The sequence below is a fragment of the Isoptericola sp. Y541 genome (genome assembly GCF_059445465.1).
Map to the genome: position 1 here is coordinate 379,493 of NZ_JCAIUJ010000003.1, position 13,454 is coordinate 392,946.

Consider the following 13,454-nt stretch of genomic DNA (forward strand, 5'->3'; position numbering starts at 1 on the left):
AGCGCCACCTGGCGGCCGTCAACGCGGCGGGGTCCGCAGGCGCGGGCCCAGCAGGTACAGCTCGCAGCCGAGGCACAGGCCCACGACGGCGTTGAGCGCGGCTGCGACGAACGCGATCGCCGCGGCCCACGGCACGGCGGCGAGCACGCCGGCCAGCCCGAGCACGACGCCCACACCGGCGACGACCAGTCCGACGAGCTGCGCGAAGCGCGGCGGGCGCGGGTCCTCGAGCTCCGCGGGCGGGGCGAGCCGGGGGCGCACCAGCGTGCGGAACAGCCAGCCCTGCACGGTGCCCTGCGCGCCGCGCACGGCGCCGAGCAGGAACCCGGCGGCCACGACGGCGAGCAGCACGAGGCCGGCCGTGGTGGCGCCGAGCAGCACGACCACGGCGAGCATCGGCTGCTCCTCAGGGACGGGGTTTCGACAGGCTCAACCAGCAGGTCCGGGTTTCGACAGGCTCAACCAGCAGGTCCGGGTTTCGACAGGCTCAACCAGCAGGGATGACGGCGTCGAGCACGCGGCGCGCCTGGGCGGGCGACATGCCGCCGCCGCTGCGGGCGGCCTGGGCTCCGGCGGCGTCGAGCACCAGCACGGTCGGGGTGGTCAGGACGGTGAGCTCGCGCACGAGGTCGAGGTGCTCCTCGACGTCGAGCTCGTGGTGCACCACGCCGGGCTCCCGCCCGGCGAGGGTACCCAGCACGCGGGCGGTCGACCGACAGGAGGCGCACACCTCGGCGGAGAGCTGCACGAAGGTCGCGCGCTCCCCGAGCACGATGCCGCGGGCGGCCCAGTCGACCGCGGGCTGCCCGCGGTCCGGCGCGGTGCGCACCCGGCCCTGGCGCGAGCACCACCACGCGCCGAGCACGACGGTGAGCAGCACGAGCGCGCCCAGCTCGATCAACCGAGTCTCCACTGCACTCCCCCTCGCATCGCCCGGGCGGCTCCCGGGGGACATCCTCGCGCCCACCGGCGCCGACGGCGACGGGGTGGTCGGATCGCGGACAACCCATCGTCAGGCAGGCGCGGGCACCGCCTGCCCCGTCCCCGGGCGCGACGGGATGACGACGATGTCGAGCAGCCGGAACCGCATCGGGCCACCCGCTCCTCGGCAGCCGGCGCCGTGGATCCGACCGGATCAATCGGGAATGTTAGGGCGCCGATTCCGTCTACGGTGGACGTCGTGAGCCAGAACGCGGGTCCCGACCCCGAGCACCACTCCCCCGAGGCAGCCGAGATCCGGGCACTGGTCGACCAGCTTCGCCGCCTGGTGCTGACCTACAAGTTCGGCATCGACGAGGTCATGACCAAGATCTCGATCCTGCGCGACGAGTTCCGGCACATGCAGAACTACAACCCCGTCGAGCACGTGAGCTCGCGCCTCAAGTCGCTCGAGTCGATCGTCGCGAAGTCCCGCCGCAAGGGCATCCCGCTGACTCCGGACGGCGTGCGCGAGCACATGTTCGACGTCGCCGGCGTGCGCGTCACCTGCAGCTTCGTCTCCGACATCTACCGGGTGCGGGACATGCTGGTGGCCCAGGCCGACCTCACCGTTCTGGAGGAGCGCGACTACATCGCGCACCCCAAGCCCAACGGCTACAAGTCGCTGCACCTCATCGTGCAGGTCCCGGTGTACCTCTCGGACCGGGTCGAGCACGTGATCGTCGAGATCCAGCTGCGCACCATCGCGATGGACTTCTGGGCCAGCCTCGAGCACAAGATCTACTACAAGTACGCGCGGGACGTGCCGCGCCACCTGACCGACTCGCTCAAGCTGGCCGCCGACGTCGCCGCCTCCCTCGACAGCTCTATGGAGCGCATCCACGACGAGGTCACCGTCATCGCGGGCGCGGCCGAGCCCGTGGAGCAGCGCGACGCCCTCCTCACGCCCGAGGAGATGCTGCGCAACTTCTGGAGCACAGCCGAGGTGGAGGGCGACGCGCTGCGCGCGGCGCGCGAGGACTGACCGGTTCCGTCAGGCTGAGTGCATGCCGACCCCCGACCCGACCGACCTGCCCGACCTACCCGCACCGGTGGCCGCGCTCCTGGACGCCGCGAACCGCCACGACACGGCCGCGTTCCTGGCCACGTTCACCGACGACGGCGTCGTCGACGACTGGGGCCGCGAGTTCCCCGGCGCCGACGCGATCCGGGGCTGGAGCGATGCCGAGTTCATCGGCGTCGAGGTCACGCTCGCGGTCGCCGAGGTCGCCCCTGCGGCCGGGGACCACGGCGCCGTGACGGTGCTCGCGGACGTGGGCGGCAGGGGGTTCAACGGCCCGTCCCACTTCACGTTCACCGTCGACTGCGACCGCGTGTCCCGGATGGAGGTCCGCGCCTGAGTCCCGGGCCCGCGGCGAGGGCTACGCCCGCTGCTCGCCGGCCCGGTCCATCCGGTCCTGGGCCGCGAGCAGCACCGGGGTGTTGTCGGTGGCGTAGACGTCGTAGGCCCCCACCCGCTGGACGATCTCGAAGCACAGCCGCCCGACGCGCGGGGTGTAGAAGTGCCAGAGCTCGCCGTCGTCGGCGCGGTCGAAGAGCAGCTGGTGCTCGCGCAGCGTGCCGAGCGTCTTGTCGTCGAGCCCGAACCGTGCGCGCAGGTCGTCGTAGTAGTTGTCCGGCACCGGCACCGGTCGCAGCCCCTGCTCGCGCGCCCGCCGCGCGACGGCGACGACGTCGTCGCACGCGAGGGCCACGTGGTCGGGATGGGTGACGCCGACCGGAGCGACGTTCAGCGAGATCCGCACCTCGCCGTCCGCCGAGCGCATCACCTGGCTGCGGACCAGGCCCTGCGGGCCTGCCGCCTCCGTCGCGGGCGGCGTCTGGAGCCCGAGCACGCTGGTGCAGAACAGGACGGCCCCGTCGTGCGAGTCCTGGCTGTGGGACACGTTGACGTGGTCGACCGTCCGGATCTCCTCGGGGCCCCGGGCGCGGCCGTTCTCGAACTCGGCGACCCACGCCGGCTCGTCCCCGAGGTCGCGGTCGTTGAGGAACACCTCCAGGCCGCTCGGCGCGACGAACCCCGGCATGTCCAGCTCGTCGGCCAGCGTGCGGCGCGTGGCCGGGCTCACCGCCAGGGCCCGCGCGCGGTCGCGGACCAGCGCCGCGTCCGTCACCCCGAACCCCACACCTGCCAGGTACGGCTGCTGGTCGCGCGCGTGCTGCTCGTTGAGGACGATCCGCGCGTCCCCGCCCGACCAGAGGCGCACCGGCTTCGTGCGGTGCTGGCCGCGGAACGTCATCCCGAGCTGCCCGAGCATCACCTCGACCTCGCCGGTGTCCTCCGCCTTGATCTCCACGTAGTCGTAGCCGGTGGGCACGTCGGGGTCGGCGATGCGACGGAGCGAGGGCGGGCTCCCCGGCAGCCGTGCCGCACGGTCCTCGAGCCAGACGAGCGAGCGCAGCGCGTGCTCGGCGGTCAGTCGCGTGTCGGCCTGCCGGAAGACGTCGTTGAAGACCTCCAACGACAGCGGGCCGGCGTAGCCGGCGCGCGCGACGTGCCGCACGAACCGCCCGAGGTCCCACGCCCCCTCCCCCGGGAACAGGCGGTGGTGACGGCTCCACGACAGCACGTCCATCGTCAGCGCGGGGGCGTCGGCGAGCTGGACGAAGAAGATCTTCTCCCCCGGGATCTCCTCGATCCCGGCCGGGTCGTGGCCGCGGGACAGGATGTGGAAGCTGTCGAGGCAGACGCCGACGGACTCGTGGTCGGCACGCTCCACCACGCGCCACGAGCGCCGGTAGTCGTCGATGTACCGCCCCCAGGCCAGTGCCTCGAACGCGACGCGCACGCCGTGATCCGCCGCGAGGTCGCCCAGCCGCCGGAGCTGGTCGGCGGACACCTGGTCGGAGTCCGTGGTGGCGGTGGCCACGTTGCTGCACACGAGCAGCAGGTCGATGCCGAGCCTCTGCATGGTCGTGAAGCGCTCGCGGGCGCGGCGCAGGTTCTCCTCGAGGAGCTCCGGCGTGACACCCTCGAAGTCGCGGAACGGCTGGTAGAGGTCGAGGCTCAGCCCCAGCCTGTCGGCGAGCGCCCGGATCTCCTCGGGGCTCCGGTCGCTGACCACGAGGTCGGGCTCGAAGATCTCCACCCCGTCGAAGCCCGCGTCGGCGCAGGCGTAGAGCTTGTCCTCCAGGCTTCCGCTGAGACACACCGTGGCGATCGACTTACGCATGCCGGTTCTCCGTTCAGGGGCGGGTCAGGGCTGGGGCCGGGGCGCGACGAGCTGGGTGAAGTGGGCGCGCATGCGCGCCTCGTCGGGCTCGAGCCCGGTGATGAGCCGCAGGCTGTCCACCGCCTGCCCGACGGCCATCGCACCCCCGTCGAGGGTGGCGAGCCCACGGGCGCGAGCGCGCCGCACCAGCTCCGTCTCCAAGGGCCGGTAGACGACCTCGGCCACCCAGGCGCCGGGGTCGAGCCGGTCCACGTCGAACGCGACGCCCGGATGGGTGGCCATCCCGACCGGCGTCACGTGCACGACGCCGTCGACGCGGGGCAGCCAGCCCTCCGTCGAGCCGCCGCCCGCGACGAGCCTTCCGTCGGACGCCTCGGCGAACCGGGCGAGGAGGGCGTCGACGGCCGCGGGCACGACGTCGTGCACGACGACGCGGTCGAAGCCCATGTCGACCAGGCCGGCCGCGGTCGCGAGCCCGGCACCGCCGGCTCCGACCTGCAGCACGGTGCCGGTGACCGGCCGCCCGACGAGGAACCGCTCGAGCGCCGCGCGGAAGCCGGAGCAGTCGGTGTTGTGCGCGGTCCGCCCTTCGGCGCCGAAGAGGACGAGGTTGGCCGACCCCAGCCGCCGCACGGTGGGGCTGAGGCGCGCCACGTGCTCGAGGACGGCCTGCTTGTACGGGTGCGTCACGTTTGCCGCATGGAACCCGGCGTCCTCGAGCCGCTGCAGCTCGACCGCGAGGTCGGCGTCGGGGCGGTCGATGAGGTCGACGGTCCGGTACTCGTAGTCGAGGCCGAGCATGCGCGCCTCGGCCATGTGCAGCGCTGGCGACAACGACGGCCCGATACCGTGCCCGAGGAGCGCCACCCGGTAGCGGGAGCTCATGGTGCGCCGGCAGAGTCGCCGGCTAGGATCCGTCGCGCGTTGCCGACCGTCATGGTCGCGACGTCCTGCGGGTCGACCCCGGCGGCCACGAGCCGCGGGACGACGTGTCGCGCCACGCGGTCATGGGTCCACGACGGGGCGTGCTCGCGCCGCCAGGACGGCGGCGTCACCCGGCTGAAGAACGCGCTGTCCTGCGAGAGGACGAGCTGGCCGGCGTACCCCCGGCGCAGCAGCGCGACGAGCGTGTCGAACCGCGCGTCGTCGTCGCCGGTGTGCGTCATCCCGAACCGGTCCATGCCGAGCGTCACGCCGGTGTCGAGCAGGGCGAGCAGGTAGTCCAGGTCGGTGCTGTCTCCGCTGTGCCCGATCACCGTGCGGCTCGGGTCGACTCCTCGACCCGCGAGGAAACGCACCTGGTCGAGCCCGCCCCGGACGGCGGGCTCGCTGTGCGTGACGACCGGGACGCCCGTCTCCCGGTGGACGAGCGCCGCGGCCTCCCACGCGCGGGTCACGTCGTCGGTGAACCCCGGCCGCCCCGTCACCACCTTGATCACGCCCGCACGCACCGCCGTGCCGCGGATGCCGGTCGTGACGTCGCGACGGAACATCTCGGCGAGCGGGTCCGGCCCGTCGACGAGCCTCCCCGGGCCCTGCGCCCGCAGCGCGAGCGGCAGCGCGTCGTCCGTATACCAACCGGTGGCCGCGACGACCCGGACCCGGGTCCGCTCCGCGACGCGGCCCACGAGGGACACGTCGCGACCGAGTCCGGGCACCGTGAGGTCGACGAGGGTGCGCACCCCGAGCTTGTACAGCTCGTCCAGGCCCGACGCGGCCGCCGCGACGGCCGCGTCGGCGTCCCACTCGGGATGCGGGTAGTCGGCGTCGAGCTCCGGCGCCCGCACGAAGACGTGCTCGTGGGTCAGGGTCCAGCCCAGCTCGGCGCCCGGGACGTCGCCCCGATAGGTCGGCACCAGGCCCGTCCCGACGCCGGCCGTGGCGGCCGGCAAGGTCATGACGCCGAGCCTCGCATCGCCTCGTAGACGGCCAGCGACTCGGCGTCGAGGTTCTCCTGGAACCAGGAGTCGGCCTGCTGCGCGAACGCCTCCCGGTCGACGTCGTCGACGATCTCGATCGCGCCGTCCTGCTCCCAGCGGTCGAGGATCTCCTGCTCCGCCTCCTCGACGCACCCCGGCATCTGCTCCACCGCCGCGGCCACCGCGTCGTCGAGGGCGGCGCGCTGCTCGTCGCTCAGCTCGTCGTAGGAGGGCGCCGCGACGATGAGGTTGGAGTTCTGCTGGTGGCTCGACATGCTCAGCACGTCCTGCACCTCGACGAGGTTGCTCGCGTCGATGTTGGTGAGCGGGTTCTCCTGCCCGTCGACGACCCCCTGCTGCAGGGCCAGGTACAGCTCCTCGTAAGCGACCTCCGTGGCCTGCGCCCCGAGCGCCTGGGCGTTGAGCAGGTACTGCGCGGAGCCGGGGAACCGCACGCGCAGGCCCTCGAGGTCGGCCGGCTCGCGGATCGCGGCGTTCGCCGTGAACTGGCGCGCGCCCGCCGACCACGCCCCGAGGATCGACACGCCGCCGGAGGCCTCCTTGAAGTCCTCGACCAGCGTGTCGGCGGAGCCGTCGGCGAAGAACTTGTCGAGGTGCGCGGCGTCGTCGAACCCGAACGCCGCGTCGAGCACGCCGGCCGGCTCGTACACCGCCGCCAGGGCGGACGCGCCCTGGATGTCGATGTCGACGTCTCCCGACTGCACGGACGCGATGCGGTCGGCGTCCCCGCCCAGCTGGCTGTTCGGGTAGATCTCGACCGTGAGGCCGACATCGGCGGCCTCCGCCTCGTCCTTGATGACCTGCGCACCGCAGGTGTGCTGCGGCTGGTCCTCGGTGTAGCTGTGGGCGAGCGTCAGGGTGACGTCGCTTTCCTCGGGCTCGCCACCGCCGTCGCTGCACGCGGTGAGTGCGCCCCACGGCAGCGCGACGGCGACGACGGCCACGGTAGCGCGGCAGGTGCGGTTCATGGGAGGTCCTTTCGGTCGCTGCCGGACGTCGTCGTCGGCAGGTCGGACGGGTCGGGAAGGAGCAGCGGCTCAGAGGCCGAGCTGTGCGGGCAACCAGGTAGCGATGCCCGGGACGAAGATCACCGCCAGGCAGCAGGCGACCAGTGGGATGGTGAAGGGCAGCGCACCGCGGAACACCTCGCCGACGGGCACGTGCTGCGTCGAGCTCAGCACGTAGAGCACCGTGCCGACCGGCGGCGTGAGCAGGCCGATCATCAGCGACAGGATCATCACGACGCCCAGCACGATGGGGTCCACCCCGAGCTGCACGGCGATGGGCATGAGGATCGGCACCACCAGCACGAGGGTGGCCGTCGCGTCGACCACCGTGCCCAGCACCAGCATGAGCAGCATGACGAGGAGCAGGAACACCGTGCCGTCCTGCGTGAGGCCGAGCACCAGCTCCGACAGCGCCTGCGGCACACGCTCCCTGGCGAGGACGTACCCGAGCAGGGCCGCCGAGGCGACGATCAGCATGATGGCCGCGGTGGTCAGCGCAGTCTCGACGAGGATCCGCGGCAGGTCCCGCACCTTGAGCGTGCCGTAGACGAAGCCGAGCAGGATCATGTACGCCGCGCCGACGGCGGCCGCCTCAGTCGGCGTGAAGAGTCCGCCCAGGATCCCGCCGAGGATGACCACGGGGGCCAGGATCGGCAGGATCACCCGCTTGCTGGCCCGGGCGAGCCGCACCCGGGAGAACCCGACGTGCTCGATCCCCCGGCTGCGGCGCACGAGGACGAAGACGACCACGCACAGGCCGGCGGCCATGATCAGCGCCGGGATCACCGAGGCCGCGAAGAGCGCGCCCGTCGAGACGGAGGCCTGGCCCGCGAAGATCACCGCGGGGATGCTGGGCGGCATCACGGGGGCGATGAGCGCCGCGGCGCCGACCACGCCCAGCGCGAACCGCCGCGAGTACCCGTGCCTGAGCATGGGCGGGATCTCGACCTTGCTGAGGGCTGCGGCGTCCGCCACCGCGGAGCCGCTCATCCACGCGAACCCGAGGCTCACCCCGACGCTCACGTAGCCCAGGCCGCCGCGCACCTTGCCCATCAGGGCGAGCGCGAAGTCGAAGAGGCGGTCGGCGATGCCGGCATGGTTCGCGACCACGCCCAGGAGGATGAAGAGCGGCACCGCGAGCAGCACGAAGTTCCCGGTCGCGTTCGCGACCAGCCGCATCGGGAGCCCGAGCGACTGTCCCTCGATGAGCAGGTATCCCAGCCCCGGGCCGAGGAACGCGAACGCGACCGGCACCCGCAGCGCCAGGAGCAGGAGGATCGCCACCAGGAGGAGAAGGACGGTCATGCCTGCACCTCCCCCGCCGGGGTCATCGCCGCGGGCTCGTCGTACCGGGCGGGCACCGTGCCTCGGGCGATCCCGACGGCCCGGGCGAGCGCCCGGATGGTGGTGCTCACCAGGCCGACGAGGGTGATCGCGTACACCCACGACATCGGTAGGCCGAGCGCGGGAGACGTCAGGAACCCGGCCGACGACACCAGCTCCCAGCAGGCCCAGGCGAAGGCCGCGGCGATCAGGGCCACCAGCAGCATCGCGAGCACGTGGATGCACCGGACGACCGTGGCGTTCGGGATGCTGTCGACGAGCTGCAGGGCGATGTGCCCGTCGCGCGTCACGAGCACGCCCGCCGCGCCGAAGGTGAGCCAGATCAGCCCGAACTCCGCCAGCTCGCCGGTCCACACCACGTTCGGCACGGGCAGGTAGCGCTGCAGCGCCTGGTACAGCACGAGCCCGAAGATCATCGCCAGGGCCAGGCATGCGATGCCGAGCTCCAGTGCGGTCAGGATCCGGACCACGCGCTTCATGGAGTGCTCACGTCCACCGTGACGTGCCCCTTCCGGTCTGTCGCGCCACGCGTCGTCGGGTGGCGGGGTGTCGCACGCCGTCGTGCGACTCTCGTCCTCGCGGCAACCATATGAATCGGCCGACAATAGTGGCAAGCAGTTGCCATGGTTGCCATCGCGTGGCTTGATACGAGGGTGGAGCCGACCATCTACGACGTCGCCGATGCGGCCGGCGTGGCCGCGTCGACCGTCTCGCGCGCCTTCACCAAGCCCGGCCGCGTCAACGAGGCCACGCGCCAGCGGATCCTGGTCGCGGCGTCCGAGCTCGGGTACCAGCACCGGCCGCAGAGCCGCGCGCTCGCGGGCGGCCGGCACCGCACCATCGCGATGGTGCTGTCCGACATCACGAACCCGCACTTCTTCGAGCTGATCCGCGGCGCCGAGCAGCGCGTCAAGGCGGCCGACGCGACGCTCGTCATCGTCAACGCGGAGGAGTCGCAGCGGATCGAGGAGAGCCAGGTCCGGGACCTGGCTCCCACCGTCGACGGCTTCGTCCTCGCGTCGAGCCGCCTTCAGGACGAGGATCTGCTGGTGCTGGCCGGGCACCACCGCGTCGTGCTGCTCAACCGCGAGGTGCCGGGGCTGGCGAGCGTCGCCCTCGACACGACGTCGGGCTGCCGCCAGATCCTCCAACACCTCGCCTCGCTGGGGCACCGGAGCATGACCTACTGCGCCGGACCGCCCGGGTCGTGGATGGGCGCCACCCGCTGGGCGGCGCTCAGCGCCGGCGCCGAGGAGCACGGCCTGACCGCCCACAGGGTCGGCCCGTACACCCCGAACGTCGCCAACGGCGGCGCCGCGGCCGACGGCGCCCTGCGCACCGACGCGACCGCTTTCGTCGCGCACAACGACCTGCTCGCGATCGGCATCGCCCGCCGCCTGGCGCAGCGTGGCGTCCGGATCCCCGACGACGTGAGCGTGGTCGGCTTCGACGACATCTTCGCCGCGGAGTACGTGCACCCCTCGCTGACCACCCTCGGCGGCCCCGGCTCGCACGCCGGCCGCCTCGCGGTCGAGCTGCTCATCGACCAGTTCGCCGGCCGCGCCGCGCGCGAGGCGGAGCAGATCCGGCTCCCCACCGAGCTGGTGCTCCGGGAATCCTCCGGCCCCGTGCCCGGCGGGCGCTGACGCCGGCGAGCACCGGGACCAGGCAGTGAGGATCTTGTCCCCCGCGTGCTCCGGTCCCACCAGGTCGTGGCGGTCACCGCCGTCACGGCGGTGGCGAGGGTGATCCCGATCGCCGTGCGGTGCTTGCGCAGGATTCGACTGACGCTCATGCTGTCTCCGGTCCTTCCAGGGTCTGGTCCGGCGCGGCGTACAGGCCGGACACCGGGCTTGCCAGTGCCCCTGGGCGAGAGAACCGACGGATACCGTCACGCGTCGTGAACGGGGCCCGAAATGCGGATGAAGTTCAGCCGTCGCGCACGACAAAGGGCCCCTTCACCACCGAACTGCGGAGCTCGGCATCGAGGACGTAGAGCTTCTCGATACCGTGATCGAGGAAAGACTGATCACCCACCCTGTCGGCGTACGGGAAGATCCCGAGGGCAGCAGCGAAACGCGTCGCCCACAGCGCCTGCATGTCCGGCCAGTCCCGCGAACCGGTGCGCGCGCGGTACTCGCGCACGAACTCATTCCGCTTTGACGGTTCGACGAGCTCCGCGTCCCACACCTTGCCCAGGTCCCAGTGGGGGTCCCCGAGCGCTGCACTCTCGAAATCGAGCAGGAGAGCCGTGCCGTCGTCCTCTCGGACGTGAATATTGCGAGCCCCGAAATCCTCGGTAAGAAGTCGAACTTGGGGGCGATACGCGTGGCCGCGGGCGAGGTCGGTCAAGAGATGCGCAGCTCGGCGGGCCAGCCCTGCCGCCAACTCATACACAGCCGGCCATTGCGATACCCGCCGCAGCCGCTCCGGTATGAGGTCCCAGGCGGCGGATTTCGTGGGGAGCCGTAGCGATGCCGGCTCGGTGCCGTGCACGTCGGCCAGCAAGCGTGCCGCCGTCCGGCACCCCTCAAGCGTGAACTCGAACGGGTGCAGGGTGATCTCCGGGAAGGCGCGCCAGGAGAGACCGGTGCGCGGCAGACGACCTTCAACCAGGGGCGCCAGCACCCAACCACATTGCCGAGACAACGCCTTCAGCGCGACTCCCTCCTGCGAGAACCGCTCGGGATGGCCGTACCCCTTGATGAAAAGCCGTCCCCATCGTGGATGATCTGCCCGGAAATGGAGGTTCTCGGATACGTGCCGCTGGTTCGGTACACCACAGCTCCCAGGCGCTCCGACAATTCCGCTGCTGACCGATCGGCAATATGGTTCACGCGATTCCATTCTGCACTCTGGCGTCCCCAGCGAGAACACTGCGTTGACTTCGACGCTCCAAGGCGTACCACGTTCGCTGATCTGGACTGAGCGGTCCGTCGTGACCACGCAGCACGCACCCCCACTCGCGGAAGTCGGGTGACCGGAACGGGGTTGAGCAACCGGCCACGTCACAGAAGCGCCGGCTGCCTCGTCAGAGATGTGACCGAACGCCGACGACGGAGGGCTGCACCATGACCCGAGACCGCACCACGGGCGCCCGATGAGGGTGGTCGTCGCCGGCGCGACCGGCGCGATCGGGCTCGTGCTCACCCGCCAGCTCCTGGCCGCCGGGCACGAGGTCGTCGGACTCACCCGCCACGCGGAGCGGGCCGAGTCGCTGCGTGCAATCGGCGCCGAGGTCGTGGTCGCCGACGTCATGGACCGCCGGTCGCTCCTGACCGGGCTCGACGGCGCCCGCGCGGATGCCGTGATCCACCAGGCGACCGCCCTCGCTCGGACCCCCATGAGGCATCGCGACCTCGACGGAACCAACGCGCTGCGCACCCAAGGCACGGCGAACCTGCTCGCCGCCGCCCGCCAGCTCGGCGCCCGCCGGTTCGTCACCCAGTCCTTCCTCTTCGGCTACGGCTACCGCGACCACGGCGACACACCGGTCACCGAGGACGCCCCGTTCGGAGGACCCGGACGCGGAGCGTTCGACCGCCACCTGTCGGCGATGCGCTCCAACGAGGACCAGGTGCTCGGCGCGAGCGACCTCGAGGGCATCGCCCTGCGCTACGCCATGTTCTACGGCGACGACCCGTCGACCCTGAGCCTGTTCGACCAGGCCGACCGGCACCTGCTCCCGGCACCACGCCACGGCGGCACGGTCTCGCTGGTGCACCTCGAGGACGCCGCCGCGGCCGCGGTCGCCGCCCTGCACCACGGCCGCCCGGGACAGGCCTACAACATCGCCGACGACCGCCCGACGGACTGGACCGCCTACTTCACCGCCGTGACCAGGGCCGCCGGCACCGCGCCACCACGCCTCGTCCCGAACTGGGCATTCCGCCTCTCGCCCTACCTCGGCACCCTGATGGTCCGCTCCCACCTCGCCCTCGACACACGCAAGGCGAAGCAGGAGCTCGACTGGGCGCCTCGATACCCGACCGTCGACGACGGGCTGGCGGCGATCGCCGAGCGGCAGCGAGAGGAACGCCCCGGGGCCGCCGGGACTACCTGACGGGGCCGGATCACCGTCCGCTCGCGCCCACGTGGTGTGGACATGCGAATGGGCCCTTGACCAGGGCTATCCGCTGATCGAAGGCCCCCTCGGGAAAGGGTAGGCGATTCTGGGTTCGAACAAGCGACTTCCGTCGCTCTGACCAGCATCGACGATGCTTCTGAACCTGCTGTGGGCCACTAGGAGCCGGATTCACCACTGGGACGGCCACCGCCAGGCAGCACTCGCCGCCCTCGCTGTGCGGAGTCAGCCCGTCGCCCATTCGCTAGCGGGCTTTGGGCCGTGGGCCCGCATCAACGGTCTGCGCTGTCGGCCGACTCATCGCCGACGGGCAGGACGCCAGCGCAAGTCTCGAGAGTGACCTACATGCGGGTCGTCGTCCCTTTCTACTGCCCCTCCTTCAGCCATCGACCCAACTCTGAGGTGTTCTCACCAGGGGCAGTGAGCTGATCGGCGCGGCGGTGCGCTGACCTGCGGTTCGTCCGGCGGGTGGGTTGGCGGCAGCAGGGTCCCGGGACCAGGATGCAAGTCGCCAAACACACAAACTGGACGACTGGGACCCTGCTTGATCACCTATCGTGCCACCCTCGACGTACCCGCTCACACCGCGGCCGTGGTGACCCGCTGGATCACCACCCACCGTCGCACCCACGACATCCGCCCCTGGCAGCGCGCCGCCACCGCGCGGACCCAGGCGCTGCTGGTGCTGCGCTGGTTCAAGGACGCCACCCGCGTGCACATGCTCGCCCGCGACGCGGGGATCTCGACCGCGACGGCGTACCGCTACCTGCACGAGGCCATCGACGTGATTGCCTCCCGCGCCCCCGTCCTGAGCGACGTGCTGACCACAGCCCGCCAGGAGAACTGGCCGTTCGTCTGCCTGGACGGCACGCTTGTGCCGATCGCCCAGCTGCACGGCCCACAGAAT

At 71.7% G+C, this 13,454-nt stretch carries 13 protein-coding genes and 1 pseudogene; 5 read left to right on the forward strand and 9 right to left on the reverse strand.

The window, feature by feature from the left end:
- Nucleotides 1–18: 18 nt before the first annotated feature.
- Both AC1C2V_RS10160 and AC1C2V_RS10165 read right to left on the reverse strand, forming a co-directional pair.
- Complete coding sequence (locus AC1C2V_RS10160; RefSeq protein WP_495389475.1) at nucleotides 19–396, reverse strand: DUF4395 domain-containing protein; 378 nt, start codon at nucleotides 394–396, stop codon at nucleotides 19–21.
- A gap of 91 nt (nucleotides 397–487) precedes the next feature.
- Nucleotides 488–913, reverse strand: coding sequence for a thioredoxin family protein (locus tag AC1C2V_RS10165; RefSeq protein WP_495389476.1), 426 nt, complete (start codon nucleotides 911–913; stop codon nucleotides 488–490).
- 267 nt (nucleotides 914–1,180) lie between these two features.
- Between AC1C2V_RS10165 and AC1C2V_RS10170 the strand changes: the two genes are divergently transcribed.
- Together AC1C2V_RS10170 and AC1C2V_RS10175 are read left to right on the forward strand one after the other, a co-directional pair.
- On the forward strand, nucleotides 1,181–1,963 hold the full coding sequence (locus tag AC1C2V_RS10170) for a GTP pyrophosphokinase (protein WP_495389477.1): 783 nt from the start codon (nucleotides 1,181–1,183) through the stop codon (nucleotides 1,961–1,963).
- A gap of 22 nt (nucleotides 1,964–1,985) precedes the next feature.
- Nucleotides 1,986–2,339 carry a nuclear transport factor 2 family protein gene (locus AC1C2V_RS10175; RefSeq protein ID WP_495389478.1) on the forward strand — a complete coding sequence of 118 codons (354 nt, stop codon included), beginning with the start codon at nucleotides 1,986–1,988 and terminating at the stop codon, nucleotides 2,337–2,339.
- Between the two features lie 21 nt (nucleotides 2,340–2,360).
- Here the strand turns inward: AC1C2V_RS10175 and AC1C2V_RS10180 are convergent, their stop codons facing one another.
- The 6 genes from AC1C2V_RS10180 to AC1C2V_RS10205 all read right to left on the reverse strand — a co-directional run bounded on the left by AC1C2V_RS10180 (nucleotide 2,361) and on the right by AC1C2V_RS10205 (nucleotide 8,942).
- Nucleotides 2,361–4,172 carry a sugar phosphate isomerase/epimerase and 4-hydroxyphenylpyruvate domain-containing protein gene (locus tag AC1C2V_RS10180; protein WP_495389479.1) on the reverse strand — a complete coding sequence of 604 codons (1,812 nt, stop codon included), beginning with the start codon at nucleotides 4,170–4,172 and terminating at the stop codon, nucleotides 2,361–2,363.
- 24 nt (nucleotides 4,173–4,196) lie between these two features.
- Entirely contained in the window at nucleotides 4,197–5,057 is an 861-nt protein-coding gene (locus tag AC1C2V_RS10185; protein WP_495389480.1) for a shikimate dehydrogenase, read from the reverse strand.
- Complete coding sequence (locus tag AC1C2V_RS10190) at nucleotides 5,054–6,070, reverse strand: phosphotriesterase family protein (RefSeq protein WP_495389481.1); 1,017 nt, start codon at nucleotides 6,068–6,070, stop codon at nucleotides 5,054–5,056. Before AC1C2V_RS10190 ends, AC1C2V_RS10185 begins: the two co-directional genes overlap by 4 nt.
- Nucleotides 6,067–7,080: a DctP family TRAP transporter solute-binding subunit gene (locus AC1C2V_RS10195; RefSeq protein ID WP_495389482.1), complete on the reverse strand. Its 1,014-nt coding sequence runs from the start codon at nucleotides 7,078–7,080 to the stop codon at nucleotides 6,067–6,069. Before AC1C2V_RS10195 ends, AC1C2V_RS10190 begins: the two co-directional genes overlap by 4 nt.
- A gap of 69 nt (nucleotides 7,081–7,149) precedes the next feature.
- Nucleotides 7,150–8,424: a TRAP transporter large permease gene (locus tag AC1C2V_RS10200; protein WP_495389483.1), complete on the reverse strand. Its 1,275-nt coding sequence runs from the start codon at nucleotides 8,422–8,424 to the stop codon at nucleotides 7,150–7,152.
- Nucleotides 8,421–8,942, reverse strand: coding sequence for a TRAP transporter small permease (locus tag AC1C2V_RS10205; protein WP_495389484.1), 522 nt, complete (start codon nucleotides 8,940–8,942; stop codon nucleotides 8,421–8,423). The genes AC1C2V_RS10200 and AC1C2V_RS10205 overlap by 4 nt, the downstream gene beginning before the upstream one ends.
- Nucleotides 8,943–9,086: 144 nt before the next feature.
- On the opposite strand from AC1C2V_RS10205, the gene AC1C2V_RS10210 reads away from it, so the two are divergent.
- Nucleotides 9,087–10,109: a LacI family DNA-binding transcriptional regulator gene (locus AC1C2V_RS10210; RefSeq protein WP_495389485.1), complete on the forward strand. Its 1,023-nt coding sequence runs from the start codon at nucleotides 9,087–9,089 to the stop codon at nucleotides 10,107–10,109.
- Nucleotides 10,110–10,392: 283 nt separating this feature from the next.
- Here the strand turns inward: AC1C2V_RS10210 and AC1C2V_RS10215 are convergent, their stop codons facing one another.
- Nucleotides 10,393–11,091 carry a phosphotransferase family protein gene (locus AC1C2V_RS10215; RefSeq protein ID WP_495389486.1) on the reverse strand — a complete coding sequence of 233 codons (699 nt, stop codon included), beginning with the start codon at nucleotides 11,089–11,091 and terminating at the stop codon, nucleotides 10,393–10,395.
- A 472-nt stretch (nucleotides 11,092–11,563) separates the two neighbouring features.
- On the opposite strand from AC1C2V_RS10215, the gene AC1C2V_RS10220 reads away from it, so the two are divergent.
- Entirely contained in the window at nucleotides 11,564–12,526 is a 963-nt protein-coding gene (locus AC1C2V_RS10220; protein WP_495389487.1) for an NAD-dependent epimerase/dehydratase family protein, read from the forward strand.
- Nucleotides 12,527–13,091: 565 nt separating this feature from the next.
- Nucleotides 13,092–13,454, forward strand: a pseudogene (locus AC1C2V_RS10225) (IS5/IS1182 family transposase); the annotation flags it as partial.